This window comes from Actinotignum inguinis (genome assembly GCF_051265835.1).
In the GTDB taxonomy this organism is placed as follows: domain Bacteria; phylum Actinomycetota; class Actinomycetes; order Actinomycetales; family Actinomycetaceae; genus Actinotignum; species Actinotignum timonense.
Genome location: NZ_JBOZDP010000028.1, coordinates 1 through 14294 on the forward strand (window position 1 = coordinate 1; position 14294 = coordinate 14294).

Consider the following 14294-nt stretch of genomic DNA (forward strand, 5'->3'; position numbering starts at 1 on the left):
ACCTCAATAAGGCCGACTTTTCGTTGCTATGGCGGGGCAAACCCCGGATATAAGACCCACCATTTGTCTATTAACCCTGGCGCCCGATTTCCGTACCCGCATGTTCGCGCCGCCGGCCCGGGGAGGTTACCACTCTGGTTGATCCTATCTGCTCGGCTAAGGCGTAGCGGTCTAGCGGCGGCGTCGTGCTTATTCTTTCTGCTACGGCCGCTGCAACGAAAAGAGGCGATGCACAGGTGTCGGTGCCCGACTCGCGTTAATCAGTAGGTTCATTTCTATCTGATTTCCATCTTGCGGCCGCGAGTTTTCACTTGTTAGTGTATGACTAACGTCCCATATTTATGGTGGCGTTATGGTATGGCAAGTTCAACGGTGTACTTGAAGGAGATATCATGGAAAAATTCCACGGAATATCGACCTATTAGAAGAAGTAAAACTAAGCGTGCACTCATTGCCGGCGTGATTGCTGCCGCTGGAGTGCTATCACTGCCGAGCACCGGCGCTCAAGCATTGGGTGGAAACTGCGAGGCATGGCTTGAAAATGGAGTGGGCTATACTCTCGGCGCGGGCCAGTGCTATTCACTCAATAGCGACACCAAAGCTCGTGTAACCCTCGATATTGCTCTCCATCCGGATTTCCATTCGAAATGGTTTACCGCTACTAACACCGTTTACCGGACTATCGGATGGTCGGCCACGATGCAAGGGTGGCCCCGCGACGCCCGTATTGATTACGCAGGTCGATAATATTTAGTAGATGATCCCGGTGGGTGAACGCGTTGTTGCCCACCGGGATATTCTTCCTACCAATCGGTGAGGGAATATGGGAATTCGCATTGAGGATTTGAGTTTTTCCTACGCTTCTCGGAACGAGACCCGGGTTATTTTCCAGAACGCATCCGTGGTTTTTGAGAAAGGCTTATTTTATAGCCTTATGGGGCCGTCCGGCTCTGGGAAAACAACATTATTTCGCTTACTCTCTAAGCAGCTGGTTCCTGGAGCAGGAACGATAAGCATCGGGGAACGAAACCTGGAAAACATTGATATTCCTGAACTGCGCTCACGATTGATTGGACAAATTTTCCAAGATTATCTGCTGGTGCCATTCCTAAGCCCGACCGAGAATATCTTATTGGCAAGAGAAATAGCTGCCGGGAAAGCTACTCCTGCAGATCGCACACACGCACAAGAACTTCTTGCCCGGATTGGATTGGAAACCTCCCAAAACCGCCGGGTAGCACGCTTTCCGGGGGCGAACAACAACGGGTCGCCATCGCGCGTGCTGTTAGTGGGCAGCCGCTACTTCTTCTTGCCGATGAACCCACCGGCGCACTCGATGCTGATAACACTGCGAGTATAGCTACGTTACTCTCCGATCTTGCGCACTCGGAAGGCTTAACGGTCATAGCGGGTACTCACGACGAGGCTTTCGCCCGGCACACCGATCACGTGGTGCGCATTCGGGACCATCGGCTTGTCGTAGAGAGGTGACCATGGGAAAGCAACGCGTTCGCCTCGTCTGGAAAATGCTCGTTGATCAACCGCGGCGCGCTTTGTATACCCTTATTGTGGCGATTCTTCTTACGATGATTGCAGCAAGTCTGGGTGCATTCTTTAATGCGCATAATCAGGTTCAGATCCGCGAAGCGCAGGCATCATTTGGTTCGTATGCGCAGCGAGTTTCCGGAAACGAAAATGTCAAAGAATATCTGAGAGATCTCGAAAGCAACGGAAAAGCCGTTGCTGTTATCCACTCCCGCGCAAATATCTTGGCCCGGCAGGGCCAAACTGATGATGCTGCAACAACGGCCGATGTTACCTACCTGAGCGGTCAGGGGGATATGGGCATGTTAATCGCGGGAAACCACCCGGCTTCTGCGGGCGAGATTGCGGTGAGTAGCGAGGTTGCCCGTCTTCTCGACGTAGAGCCAGGCGGAGATATCGCCCTCGCGGATCTTGAAGGAGAGGGGAAAAATTCTCCTGCAACATTTCGCGTGGTTGGGATAATCGAAAATCCGGCTTCTATTCGCGACCGCACCGCCATAGCGGTCACTGATAGCACGGAGATTTTGGGAAGAGCGGATTCGTGGCTGACGGATGATCCGCTCATGCCGCTTGCGAACGAACTCGGACAAGGTCAGGCGCAGGTGGCAACGCCTGATAGGGTAGCGCATCGCGCTTCTGAGAACGCGATAGCCTACCAGGTCATCCCTGCTTATGTCGCGTGGTTCGTCGGGGGATTTGTTGTATGCGCTGTTATTTTTGCAGTTTTTGCAGCTGATAGGCAGCGGCGTCGTTCTGTCCATAACGTTCTTCGGTCGCTTGGCGAATCCCCGTTCAATGCGGCCTTCCATGCATCATTATCGACCGGGCTCACCATGGTGATCGGTGGAATGATCGGGTGGATATTAACCCAACTGATTGTTGCTGGTAGCGCGGAACGGGTTGGCATTTTTTATGAAGAAAGGTGGACCGGACCATTCACCGCAGATGTCGCACGAGGGTCCGTTGTTTTATTGCTGCTCTTTGCTCTTGCCACGTTCGTGAGTGCGGCCGCAACCCTATTTGCTCATAGGTGGCAGCAGCGTGACCACTACGAAGAACTCTCCTACCGAAAGCTCGGGATCTTAGGGGTGGGTGGACTGGTGGTAACCGTGGTTTTCATCGCCTGCCGGCAGCTTTATATTCTGCCCTGGGGGCATCAGCTTGCGTTGGTATCGGGAGCATTATCCATTCCGGCATTGGGCTATTACCTTGCGCTCGCTTTCCAGCGGCGCACGATTTTCGCGAAGCTCAGTGCGCGCTTGCATAAGGTTGCGCTGGTTGCTCTCGGATTAGTTTTTGTTACGAGTTACTCGGCCGCGCTTTTCAGTAGCGCCGTCGCCCTCCAAAATAACTGGATTACGCGCGAGATTGCCGGTGAAGATAGTTATCTGCAAGTAGCCTATGCCTCGAAAGCCTCGGTGGTGAGCCTAAAGTCGCGTTTCCCGGAGATCGCGTCCCAGACAAGCATTTTTGGTGAACCTGAAAATGGGGAACGAATGTACCGTTTGGTGACCTTGGACGGTGCGGATTGCCTCGATATTGGTGAGCGCTTGGATAAATGTAACCGGATCGATATGGACGGTGTTTTCCTCGCTTCCGGAAATATGAAAGACCGCGAATTTGTCAATCACGCGCCGGCGCATATGGTCAGCCCGGACGGAAAAGTGGTTGTCGTCGAATTCAGTGCATCTGACCCAACGGTCACCAATATGTGGGTTGTGGATAACGTTATTCCAGACGAGAAGCTGAGTAACAACGTTTTCCGCGGGCTTATTTTGGCGCCCGATGATCCGGTAGTCGGTCAAATGGGACTCACGGATCCCAGCCTTTTCCGCATCACGATTTTTGGCTTTGGTGAGCTATCTGATGACATTCGGGACGGTGTCCGTTCAACGATTTTGACCCAGGCGCCTTTCGCTTTTGTTACCGATCCGGATGCGCCGGAGGACAGGCAGCTGCGAGCAGAGGCGATAACCCGGGTTCTTGTAGCACTCCTTACAGCGGGAATCGTGCTTTGCAGTATGACGATTGCTATTGTCTCTGATCAAGCAATTGAGCGGCGTTTGATTGACTTGGGCGGAGGCGGTATCCGTGCCCGAGTCAGGCTTATCGCTCCGCTATTGGGATCCTATGTTGTGACGGTGGCGGCAGCTGGGGTCATGGGCAGGCTGGTGGTTATGGATCGATTGCCATTCACTCCTGCTATTGTGCACCACGATTATGGCTTGCTGTGGATAGTTGTATTGGTCAGTATCCTCTTCGCGCTGCCCGCGCTGCATTGGGCTGTGCGGAAGCCTGATCCGGTACGGAAGGGGTAGCCCGGCGGCGTAGCGCTCGTTGCGCGAGACGTGTGGTCTCGTGCGCATTCGTGGATGCCCGCGCCGCCGGGCCGGGGAGTTACCGCTCGGAGCTGAGCCTATCTGCGCGGCTGAGGGCGTAGCGGGCTAGCGCCGTCGTCGTTCCAACCCAGAGAAGCGCGTACACGATATCCGCAGCCGCCGGTGCGCGCATCCACTGCACGTGATACGTGAGCGGGTTGCAGCGCGCGATGAGCTGGAGGTACGTGGGCGCGGAGCTGAGCTCGTAGAACAGCGGGGCGGAGAGGACCACCGGCAGCGTGGTGAAGGTGGCGAGCATATCGCGTGCCGCGTAGCTATTCACCAGGGCGCCTACCGCCGCGCCGAGGCTCACCCAGCCCCACACAACGAGGAGTGCGATGAACGTTCCCGAAAGGAGCGCGGTGCCGTTTACGCTGGTTCCGCCCGCAAACGAGAGGCCCAGGTAGGCGAGGGAGACCGCGGCGACTTGCACGAGGAACACCAGGGAAATCACCGCGAAAATCGACGCAAGGTAGGTCCACACTTTCCCGCCCTGCATCATGAAAATCGCGTAGACGCCCCACTTTCTGTCATTGGCGACGTCGGAAGAGGCGTAGCCGAAAGCGCGGAACGTGAGCAGGCAGACTATGCCCGTGAAGGCGTAGCTGAGGTAGCTCCCGCTGTGCGCGGTGCCGAGCATTCCGGAAATGCCGACAACTAGAAAAACGAAATAGGCCAACGGCTCGACGATGCGACCGAGGTAGACGCCGCGCCAATTCCACAGGGAAGCAATATGGTACTTAGTGAGAATAAGTGATTTTTTCATGGGAGCGGGGTTCCTTCTTCGTATGCTTTGAGGGCTGCCCAGAGGTCGGTGCTGCCGGGGCGGTACGCCATGAACCTCGCGGCCGGCATATCGGCAATAATGCGACCGCCGCGCAGAGCGATAACGCGGGTGCAGTACTCGGAAAACTTCGAGGTTTCGTGCGTGCTGACCAGCACGGTTCGCCCTTCCTCCACCCGGGAGCGCAGGTAGCCGAACACGGTGTCGATGCCGGCGGGATCCAGGCCGGTGGTTGGCTCGTCCAGAATCATGAGACTGGGGTGGCCGATAATCGCGCGGGCGATTTGGGTGCGACGCAATTCCCCACCGGAGAGAGTCTCCGCGGTGCGGTCAAGGAGCTGCGAGAGGCCCAGAACCTCCGCAACGCCCTCAATATCGGCGCGGCGATGCCAGCGGCCCACTCGCAGATCGAGACCCAAAAGAATATTCTGGGTGACCGTGAGGGACCAGTCGATAATTTCGCGCTGCGGGCACCAGCCGATAGCGCTTTCAGCCACCGAATTGGTGACCGTGCCTCGGGTGGGCTTGATGAGCCCACCAAGAATATCGAAGAGCGTGGATTTTCCCGCTCCGTTATGGCCGATAACGGCAACCAGCTCGCCCGGGTGCAGGGCAAGATTCACGCCGGTCAGGGCCGGTGTTGATTTCTTTGGGTAGATTTTTTCTACCCCGATAGCTTCAAGGATAGGGGTATCCATGAACGCTTACCTCCAAAATATGCAAAGACTGCCATAGGGAATGTGCATACCGGAGAGGCCGAGTCCGCAGAGCGCACGGCACCGGGAGCAAGTGGCGCCGAGCGTGACAATAGCGGTGCTCGATAATGAGGCGCTGGGATACCAGGAATACCGGGGATATGAGGAGTACCCGGGTGTCGGTAATGCCCGAAAAATCGCGCACGCTAGGAATAAAGGTGCCCAAACGGAGCGTCTCGGTTAGTTACCGAGACGCCGTGTGTTACTGGAGCGCGGCCTCGCCGGAAGGGGAAGGCTTAGCGTCGGGCACGTACCACGGATACTCCGTTTTCTATCAGTTGTTTATGATGCTTTCGTTAAGTGTAGCTTGCTTAGCCCACTGAGGTGCTTTGGCCTGGATTCTAAATCGGAGTGCAACATCTTTTACGATTGCTGGTGTCCAGCCGAACCTGTTAGCCCCGCGGAACCCGTTAACCCGCCGCGTCTACCAGAGCCTTTTCCAGCTCAATCGTATTGGTGATTGCGGTGAGCGGCTGGTAGCCGGTGCTCGCGGTGCCGTTGATAATAATCGCGGGGGTGCCGCGCAGGCCGAGGGTTTCCAGCCCCAAGGATTCCTGGGCGGCAATGAAGCTGGTGGTTTCCGCGCTGTCACGCGCAGCCCGGAAAGCTTCCACGTCCAAGCCCAGCTGGGTGGCGTAAGCATCAAGGTTTTCATCGGAGAACATCGACGGTGCTTTGTCAGGGTCGTGACCCGCGGCAGCTGCGCCGTCGAAAAGAAGAGAAGAATACTCCCAGAACTTGCCTTGCAATCCGGCCGCGTGCGCGGCGGCGGCTGCGCGGTCACTGGACACGGTGTCCTTGAAGAACGGGACCTGCACGTACGCGAGGTAAATATCGCCCTTCTTGGCCAGCTCCAGGAGCTGCGGCACGGATTCGGCGTGGAGTTTATTGCAGAAACTGCAGGCGTAATCGGAGTAGATCGTCACGTGCACGGGGGCCTTCGGGTCCCCGGCGGTTTGCCCGGAGGCAGTTTCTAGCTGCGGCAGGGCCTGGAGCTGGGTGCGAATCTCATCGGGCTGGGTGGGAATGTAATCCTGCCCGGCCACCCAACCGCGGTCCGTGGCGAGCTGGGTGTAGCGCGTCTCGATGGGGCCGGGCGTGGTGTTCAGCCCGCCCTGCCCCGGAGCGTCTTGCCCTGCGCCGGGTTTGGCCGGCGCGGTGGCGGTTGCGGTGGGATGCGGCGCGGCGCTGCCCCCGAAACGCCCGTTGGACGAACCGAGGGTAAGCAGCACCGCGAAAACCACCAGGGCAATAATCGCCAGCACGGTGATCATCACCCAGAATCCGCGGCTGCTGGGATGCTGTTCTTCTTCCCCAGCAGGCGCGGGAGGTGTGGAAGGCGGCCACGCCGGGGCGGCGCCGGTACCAGCGCCCGTGCCAGAAGCTGAGCCGGCTCCAGAAACCGGGCCAGTACCAGCGCCCGCGGCTGCGCCGACGCTCGGATCCGGGCCCACGCCCGCACCCGAACCCGCCGCCCCGGGCGTACCGTACTGACCCTGGAACCCAGATTGGCCGCGATCCACGGAGTCAGGAGTTCCCTGGCTCATTATTCCTCCACCCAGCGCTCAATCGTGCGCACGAAATGTTCCGCATCTTCATCAGCGAAGATATCAAAGACCACCAGATTCACATTCGAGCGAGGATTCTGGTGCAGCCACTGCGCCACGGTATCCAGCGCAATCCGCGTGGCTTCCGCGAAGGGGAAATGCGAATGGCCGGTGGCCAGCGAGCAGAAGGACACCGAAGTAATATCGCCCTTCTCCGAAGCCAGGTCGAGGCAGCGGGTGTAGCAGTTGGCCAGCGCCGCGCGATCCGCATCCGTGACCTCACCTTCCACCGTGGGCGGCAGGGTGTGGAGCACGTAGCGCGCCGGCAGGCGATACCCGCGGGTGAGCGCCGCTTCGCCCGGTTCCAGTTCGCGATCCGACATCGAGTACAGCGTGGCGCAGTCATTGCGCAGCCACGGGCCGGCCTGGCCGTGAATGGCCTGGTCAATGGAGGGCTTATTGTAATCGCGGTAGCCCAGCAGATTGGGGCGCGCCCCGTTGACCACCGCGTCCACCACGAGTTCCCGCGCGTCCCCGCGCCAGATCACGGTCTTATCGCGGGCCGGGTATTCCGATTCCGGCATCATGTCAGAAATACGAGCCAGGTGGCGCGCCTCGGTGCGCCCCAGGTAGCCGGACAGCCGGTACAGCAGCACGTCGATCGCGCGCGAGACGTCCTCGCTGACGTCTTCGGGATCGCGCTGGATGAGGCGGTGGTTGAGTTCGGTGAAGAGCTCCCGGTCGGTCATTTTCGCCAGGTTGCCTTCCAGGCCGCCGAAGGCAATCTCAAAGAGCTCCCGGTCGGTGCGCTTCGAGGCGGCGGGCGCGGGCCACTCGTCGTCGAGCTTCAGGGCGTCGCGATATTCAGCTAGGTTGAGCATTATTCTCCTTATTCTGGGTCCGAACAGGGTTCCCTAGTACAAGGGTACCGGGCAGAAACGGTTTTCGTGCGCGTATGCACAGGGCCCGTGCCCGTACGTGCCCACGCCCGCCCCTGTGGATAACTTCGCGGTATCCCCGGTAATGCGTGGCTGCGCCGCCCGGCACGCTAACCTAAACCTATGACAACCTGGTTAACAACCGCTGAATTGGCCGAACGTTGCGGCACGGATACGTTCACGACCCTCGCCGCACTCGAACTTTTAGGTTTGGCCGACGGCGCCGCGCCTTCGCCGCTCGCTTCCCGCCACGGTTTAGCTGACGTGGGGCGCGAAAGCGGGGCGCTGTGGCACACGGATTCCGAGCGCCTGCTGCGCGCGGTTGTGGATACCGATGCGAGCGGCACCGGCACCGCGGAGCCTGTGGATAACGACGTGCAGGGTGTGTTACCGCTCGCGGGCGTGGATGAAGATGATTTTGAGGGGTACGACGACGCCGCAGCCACTCCCGCTCCGGCCCAGCCGGCCGAGGGTGGTAGCCCGGTCGGCAGCCCGCGCCCGGGTTTTGCCGCGGTGCTTGCCACCGATGGGGCGTGCTCGGGTAATCCAGGGCCGGGCGGCTGGGCCTGGGTGGAGCAGCTCAGCGGGGTACGGAATAGCGGGGGCGCGGCCCGCACCACGAATAACATTATGGAGCTGACGGCGCTTATCGAGGGTTTGGAATATGTGGCGGCCCAGCATGGCACCCAGGCACCGCTGCTTATTCGCGCTGATTCGCAATACGTCATTAATGTGATGACGAAATGGGCGCGCGGCTGGCGCGCGAAGGGCTGGAAGAAGGCGGACGGGAAGCCGGTGAAGAACCGCGATCTCGTCGAGCGCCTCCTTAATCTTTACGAGGCCCGCACTGGCCGCACCGAAGTGGAGTGGATCAAGGGCCACGCCGGCGACGCCGCCAATGAGCTGGTCGATTCCCTCGCCGTCGCCCGCTCCCGCGAATTCTCCCGCCGCGGCTGACCGCGCGTATTTCCGTTCGGAATCCGGGCTTGCGTTTTCTTAATGATCTGGTAGAGTTATTTCACCAAGACCGGTACCGCTGCTCCCCGGAGCAGTCCAGGGCCGGTCCTCATTTTCTTCACCGAGCATGGAAGCACAGGAGCGAAGGGTTAATAGACAAAAAGTGGGTCTAATGACGGCGTGTCGTTGGCTTGGATCCGGTTCGGATCCGTACGAACTGGGTACGCAGACAAAGTGCGAGGGAGAGTACCGTTTGCATCCTGTGGCATCTCCTCGGCGCTCAGCACCCGGCCGGCGGGTACGGGGTGTTTTTCTGGGCTGTACTGCGGATGTCGTACATGCGAAGTACAGCTCGAGCAACACATGCCCCCTCGCCAGGTGCTGGTGTGACTGCTGAGGTTCGTGAGATTCTCGCTCCCTTACACCCTCTCCATCACGCCCACTAACGTGGCGGGGTCCGCGCTGGCCGGCGGCTGCGCCGTCGTACCTCACGCCCGCCCGCGCTCGCCAAACGCCCGCACCCACCAACCGCCCACACGCCCCCGCGCAACAACCCCCGCATCTCCAGTAGAATCCCTCCATGACTATCGGCCCGATTGCGAAGAAGATCCCTACCGAACGTACTTTCCACGGCGACACGTACGTCGATAACTACGAGTGGCTGCGCGATAAATCCGATCCGGATGTCCGCGCGCTCCTCGACGCTGAAAACGCCTATTTCCGGGAGCAAACCGCGGGGCTGAGCGATCTGCGCGATAATCTCGTGGCCGAATTCAAGGCGCGCACCAAGGAAGCCGACCGCGCCCTGCCCTACCGCGTGGGGGACTGGTGGTATTACCGGCGCACTTTCCAGGATCGGCAGTACCCGGCGATGTTCCGCACTCCCGCGCGCGGCGCCGCTCGCCCGGACCTCAACACCTCTTTCCCGGAATTCCCGGTCTGGGACGGCAACGAGCTCGCCCTCGGGGAAGAATTCTTCCTCTGCGGCGGCTTCATGCCCTCCCCGGACGGCAAGCTCGGCGCGATGAGCGTGGATTTCACCGGCGATGAGCATTTCACCCTGCGCATTTTCGATATTGAAACCGGCCAGATCGTGGACGATTCAGTGCGCGATATCGGCTACGGCCTGGCCTGGATGGCCGATTCCAGCGCGGTTGCCTATTCGCGCGTGGACGATTCGTGGCGCCAGTGGCAGGTCAATCTTCACCGCATCGGCGATTTCAACGACACGATCCTCTTCCAGGAAAACGACGAGCGTTTTTCCGTCGATCACGAACAATCCCGCAACGGCAAGTGGATTATTATCCGCTCCGCCTCGGTGACCTCCTCGGATGTGCGTTTTATTTCCACGGAGAATATCGAGCAGCGCGTCAAGATCCTCGACCGCCGCGAGGGCCTGGAATACACCGCCGAACCCGCGGGCGACCAGGTCCTCATCGTCCACAACGCCAACCGCCCCGATTTCGAGGTCGCTTCCGCGCCGCTGCGCACCTCCACCCCGGAAGAATGGGATCCGATTTTCGTGCCCGAAGAGGGCGAGCGCGTCGATTACGTGGAGGCCTACGCCGGCCACGCCGTCATCTCGATGCGCTCCGAAGGTCAAACGCAGCTGCGGGTCATGCGCCGGGAACGTCCACTTTCTGCCGCCAGCGCTATCGGTTCGACGCCGCCCGTAGCGGTCACCTCCGATTCAGGAACCGTTTCCGGGAACGACGACGCCGCCACCGTGGCGCCCGCCCAACCGGCCGCGGACATGCCGGCCGAGCCCGCGCCAGCCGCGCCGGCCGCCAAGCACGGCTGGTCCGCCCCGGTGGCCATCCCCACCGGCGAGGGCAGCTTCGTGGAAACCTACCCGGAGGGCAATTGGTTCACCTCCCGGGTGGTCTTCACCGAGCAGTCCATCCTGGAGCCGCCCACCCAAAAGGCATTCGACCCGCTCACCGGCGATATTGAGGTCCTGCGCACCCTCGACATCCCGGGCTACGACCCCTCGCTCTACACCCAGGACGCGGTGTGGGTAACCGCCCGCGATGGCGTGGAAATCCCGCTCACGGTGGTGCGCCGCGCCGATATCCACCCGGACGGCACCAACCCCGGCTACCTCTACGGTTACGGCAGTTACGAAGTGTCCAACGAGCCCTATTTCTCGATTTACCGCCTGAGTTTGCTGGACCGCGGCGTCGTTATCGGGTGGTCGCATATTCGCGGCGGCGGTGAACTGGGGCGCCGGTGGTACGACGACGGAAAACTCCTCCGCAAGAAAAACACATTTAACGATTTCGTGGATTCGGCACGGTGGCTTATTGACTCCGGCTGGGTGGCACCTGACCGGCTCGTGGCCGAAGGCGGGAGCGCCGGCGGCCTGCTCATCGGCGCGGCGATCAACCAGGCCCCCGAGCTGTTCCGGGCCGTGCATGCCGCGGTACCCTTCGTGGACGCGCTGACCACGATCCTCAAACCGGAGCTCCCGCTCACGGTAGGCGAATGGGAAGAATGGGGCAACCCGGTGGCTTCCCCCGAGGTGTACACCTATATGAAGGAGTACAGCCCGGTGGAGAATGTGCGCGAAGGGGTGGAATACCCGGCGGTGCTGGCCACCACGTCCCTCAACGATATTCGGGTACTGTACGTGGAGCCCACCAAGTGGGTACAGGTGCTGCGCGAAAAAACGAAGCCCAACCCGGAGCGCCCCATCCTGGAGCGCATCGAGATGGTAGCCGGGCACGCCGGGAAAACCGGGCGCTACGACGCCTGGCGCGAGCGCGCCGAGGAAGTGGCGTGGATGCTAGACCAGGTGGGCGCCACCGAGGTGTACTAAGCGCCACCGCCGCGCGGCTGCCGCATAACGCGAGTGGCTCGCGCGCGTACGGCCCGGTCAGTTCCGGCAATGGCCGGGCCACGCCGCCGTACAACGCGCGCCGCGCCGGCTAGCTAATCCCGGCTTCCGCCAGCGCCGCGGACCACGAACCGAAGCGCTGGCGGATGGCGGCCCCGGAGGGGTAGGTTCCCTGGTTGCCCGAATCGGCCAGCCATTCCACGTACCCGTTGTAGCTGACGGTTTTGCCGTTCCGCCGCGCCGCGATCGCGTGGCTGCGCAGCGCATCCACGTAGTCCTCCCGGTCAAATTTCAAGGCCCCGCGCTTGCGCCCGTTGCTGACCGCCAAGCCAACCGCCTGGAGTGCCTCGTTCCAATACCCGGAGAAACTCTTAATAACGGTTTGCGAGGTGGGCGGCCAGGTCAGTTTCCCGCGCCCGGATTCCGCTCCCGCCAGTTCCGTGACGGCCAGGCGTTCGGCGTCGTACTGCTTCGCCGTGAGAGTGAGGTGCGGGTCGGCCGCAATCGCGCCCTGGGCCCGGGCAATGCAGGCGAGCACCTCGTCCACGTCCAACTCAGAATTTTCGAGCGCTGTGCGCACATCCGCAACCATGTCCGGGTCAAGTGAGGTGGCGGGCGCCGCGGCGTCGTCGCCCTCAGGGGTGTGGACACGGCCGAAAATGTAGAGCATTGCGGCTTCGAGCGCGAGGTGGGAAAAACGCGGCGTGAGGCGGCGGGCGCGCGAGCCACCCGCGGTGGTGCCGAGCCACGGCGTGATTTCCGCGAGGCGCGCGAGCGTGGCCGTGACCGCGCGGGCGGAGAGGTCGGCGGCTTCGTCGATGCCGATGTGGTAGTCGATCCCGGCCTGCGGGCCGCACAAATCGGAGGCGGAACGGATCGTGAGGAAGGGGATTCCCGCGAGCGCGGCGGTGTGCGCGGCGGCGGTTGATTCCATATCGGTGAGGAGGGCGTCGGGGAAGCGGGTGCGGGTGTCTTCCACGTTCGCGGCCGTGACGAAGGCATCGGAGGAGAGGACTTCGCCGCGGCGGATGTTCTCGGGGACGGCGGCGAGCAGGGTGGCGTCGCCTTCGAAGAATTCGGGGGCGCCGGGGACCTGCCCGGGTGCGTATCCGAAGACGGTTGCGTCCGCGCGGCCGTAGCGGTAGCGGGTTCCGGCGACGACGTCGCCCACCCGGATATCAGCAGCCAGGCCACCGGCGGACCCGGCCGAGATGATGACTTCGGGGCGGTAGCGGAAGAGCGCCCAGCCGAGCGCGCAGGCGGTGGCGACCAGGCCCACGCCGGTGCGCATGCAGAGAATCGGGCCGAGGGCGGTGGGCACGTTCACACCGGATGCCCCGCGCAGTTCGGTGGGGAAGATGGGCTGGAGGGATTCGGCGGTGGCCGGGGTGGTGGCGTAGAAAGGTTCGGCGCGCAGGGCGGCGAGGACCGGCACGATTTCTTCGTCTTGAGCTGCGATAATGAGGGCGCGTGCCCGGGTCTTGCCGGGGGCGAGGGAGCGGGTGCGGGTAGGGGTCACTTGGCCATCACCTGTTCCCAGGTCTCGCGCCCGGCGAGCATGGCGGCTACCGCTTCCTGGGCGGCTTTGAGGTTGTGGTTGGCGCCCCAGCCGCACTGGACTTCGTTCGCGGCCGGGACTTCGGTGGCGGCCAGGATATCGCGGAAGGTTTGTTCCACCAGGTCGCAGGTGGCGGGTACGTTCGGTTCGGCGGCCAGCAGCAGGTAGAAGCCGGTTTGGCAGCCCATCGGGGAGAAATCGACTACGGCATCGCTGTGATTGCGCGAGTATTCGGCGAAGGAATGCTCGATGGAGTGGATGACCGGCATGGTCAGGTGTTCTTTATTGGGCTGGCAGAAGCGGATGTCGTATTTGGTGAGGACGTCCCCGTGCGGCAGGTGTTTGATATCGGCAACCCGCACGTAAGGTGCGGAAACTTTCCGGTGGTCGAGGTTGAAGGACTCGACGTTCATATGCGGCACGGCTCTTCCCTTCTTTGGAACGCGATATGTGTGGGCCGGGGTGCGGGCCCGGTTGTGCTGGGCCCGCGCGGGCCTGGCAAGGCTTCGCTGGGCCTGGCGAGGCTTCGCCGGGCTCTGCTGGCCTGGCCGGGTCCGCCCGGCGTATTACAAACAACGGCTATTGTATCTAGCTTTAACAAGTGCGGTGAAGCGGTCTCAGATTCCCAGGAAAATTCCAGCCTTGGTGCATGGTATTTTAGGGAACCTCGGGTTATATAGAACATGTCAGCGGAAAGCAACGGGAGGCGTGGACCCGTTCCGCTGCCGGGAGACTGGTTATCTCCCGGGGACAGGCTCAGTCGCAGCCAAGATGAACCCGGATGGTTCCCATTTCATCCGCTGTTCTAGCGCGAGAGTCTTCAGAAGGCCGGGGGAGCGTGGACCCCCGGCCTTCGCCATGTCTGCCGCGGCGCGGTCAAGTCCGGAAGGATAACGCGAACGCGGGCGCTGGCCGGATCGGGTTAATAGACAAAAAGTGGGTCTAATGACGGCGTGTCGTTAGCTCCCGATCCGGCCTTTACGGATGTTCAGACCG

10 protein-coding genes and 1 pseudogene are annotated in these 14294 nt (G+C 61.3%); 5 read left to right on the top strand and 6 right to left on the bottom strand.

The genetic code is table 11. The features are described 5' to 3' along the window. Positions 1 to 321 precede the first annotated feature (321 nt). The 3 genes and pseudogenes from ACRQFC_RS08735 to ACRQFC_RS08745 all read left to right on the top strand — a co-directional run bounded on the left by ACRQFC_RS08735 (position 322) and on the right by ACRQFC_RS08745 (position 3863). Positions 322 to 747, top strand: coding sequence for a hypothetical protein (locus ACRQFC_RS08735; protein ID WP_284897544.1), 426 nt, complete (start codon positions 322 to 324; stop codon positions 745 to 747). 187 nt (positions 748 to 934) lie between these two features. Next, positions 935 to 1491: pseudogene (locus ACRQFC_RS08740) on the top strand (ABC transporter ATP-binding protein). A gap of 2 nt (positions 1492 to 1493) precedes the next feature. After that, positions 1494 to 3863 (top strand): ABC transporter permease family protein, encoded by a 2370-nt coding sequence (locus tag ACRQFC_RS08745; RefSeq protein ID WP_320753739.1) that lies wholly within the window; start codon positions 1494 to 1496, stop codon positions 3861 to 3863. 79 nt (positions 3864 to 3942) lie between these two features. Here the strand turns inward: ACRQFC_RS08745 and ACRQFC_RS08750 are convergent, their stop codons facing one another. The 4 genes from ACRQFC_RS08750 to ACRQFC_RS08765 all read right to left on the bottom strand — a co-directional run bounded on the left by ACRQFC_RS08750 (position 3943) and on the right by ACRQFC_RS08765 (position 7890). Then, on the bottom strand, positions 3943 to 4689 hold the full coding sequence (locus ACRQFC_RS08750) for an ABC transporter permease (RefSeq protein WP_284897551.1): 747 nt from the start codon (positions 4687 to 4689) through the stop codon (positions 3943 to 3945). Beyond that, positions 4686 to 5405 carry an ABC transporter ATP-binding protein gene (locus ACRQFC_RS08755; protein ID WP_284897552.1) on the bottom strand — a complete coding sequence of 240 codons (720 nt, stop codon included), beginning with the start codon at positions 5403 to 5405 and terminating at the stop codon, positions 4686 to 4688. The genes ACRQFC_RS08750 and ACRQFC_RS08755 overlap by 4 nt, the downstream gene beginning before the upstream one ends. A 467-nt stretch (positions 5406 to 5872) precedes the next feature. After that, a complete protein-coding gene (locus ACRQFC_RS08760) occupies positions 5873 to 7009 on the bottom strand; it encodes a DsbA family protein (RefSeq protein WP_435734673.1) in 1137 nt (378 codons plus the stop codon). Further along, complete coding sequence (locus ACRQFC_RS08765) at positions 7009 to 7890, bottom strand: macro domain-containing protein (RefSeq protein ID WP_284897554.1); 882 nt, start codon at positions 7888 to 7890, stop codon at positions 7009 to 7011. Before ACRQFC_RS08765 ends, ACRQFC_RS08760 begins: the two co-directional genes overlap by 1 nt. Positions 7891 to 8070: 180 nt before the next feature. Between ACRQFC_RS08765 and ACRQFC_RS08770 the strand changes: the two genes are divergently transcribed. Both ACRQFC_RS08770 and ACRQFC_RS08775 read left to right on the top strand, forming a co-directional pair. After that, positions 8071 to 8904, top strand: a complete 834-nt coding sequence (locus ACRQFC_RS08770; protein WP_284897556.1) for a ribonuclease H family protein — start codon at positions 8071 to 8073, stop codon at positions 8902 to 8904. Positions 8905 to 9484: 580 nt separating this feature from the next. Continuing rightward, positions 9485 to 11722: a S9 family peptidase gene (locus ACRQFC_RS08775; protein ID WP_284897558.1), complete on the top strand. Its 2238-nt coding sequence runs from the start codon at positions 9485 to 9487 to the stop codon at positions 11720 to 11722. A gap of 109 nt (positions 11723 to 11831) precedes the next feature. On the opposite strand, the gene mtnN is transcribed toward ACRQFC_RS08775, so the two are convergent. Next, a complete protein-coding gene (gene mtnN, locus ACRQFC_RS08780; protein ID WP_284897560.1) occupies positions 11832 to 13259 on the bottom strand; it encodes a 5'-methylthioadenosine/S-adenosylhomocysteine nucleosidase in 1428 nt (475 codons plus the stop codon). Next, complete coding sequence (locus ACRQFC_RS08785) at positions 13256 to 13711, bottom strand: S-ribosylhomocysteine lyase (RefSeq protein ID WP_180948688.1); 456 nt, start codon at positions 13709 to 13711, stop codon at positions 13256 to 13258. The genes mtnN and ACRQFC_RS08785 overlap by 4 nt, the downstream gene beginning before the upstream one ends. Positions 13712 to 14294 lie beyond the last annotated feature (583 nt).

Coding starts and splice junctions, on each gene's coding strand:
- ACRQFC_RS08735 (WP_284897544.1), top strand. CDS start 322: ATGACTAACGTCCCATATTTATGGTGGCGTTATGGTATGGCAAGTTCA.
- ACRQFC_RS08745 (WP_320753739.1), top strand. CDS start 1,494: ATGGGAAAGCAACGCGTTCGCCTCGTCTGGAAAATGCTCGTTGATCAA.
- ACRQFC_RS08750 (WP_284897551.1), bottom strand. CDS start 4,689: ATGAAAAAATCACTTATTCTCACTAAGTACCATATTGCTTCCCTGTGG.
- ACRQFC_RS08755 (WP_284897552.1), bottom strand. CDS start 5,405: ATGGATACCCCTATCCTTGAAGCTATCGGGGTAGAAAAAATCTACCCA.
- ACRQFC_RS08760 (WP_435734673.1), bottom strand. CDS start 7,009: ATGAGCCAGGGAACTCCTGACTCCGTGGATCGCGGCCAATCTGGGTTC.
- ACRQFC_RS08765 (WP_284897554.1), bottom strand. CDS start 7,890: ATGCTCAACCTAGCTGAATATCGCGACGCCCTGAAGCTCGACGACGAG.
- ACRQFC_RS08770 (WP_284897556.1), top strand. CDS start 8,071: ATGACAACCTGGTTAACAACCGCTGAATTGGCCGAACGTTGCGGCACG.
- ACRQFC_RS08775 (WP_284897558.1), top strand. CDS start 9,485: ATGACTATCGGCCCGATTGCGAAGAAGATCCCTACCGAACGTACTTTC.
- ACRQFC_RS08785 (WP_180948688.1), bottom strand. CDS start 13,711: ATGAACGTCGAGTCCTTCAACCTCGACCACCGGAAAGTTTCCGCACCT.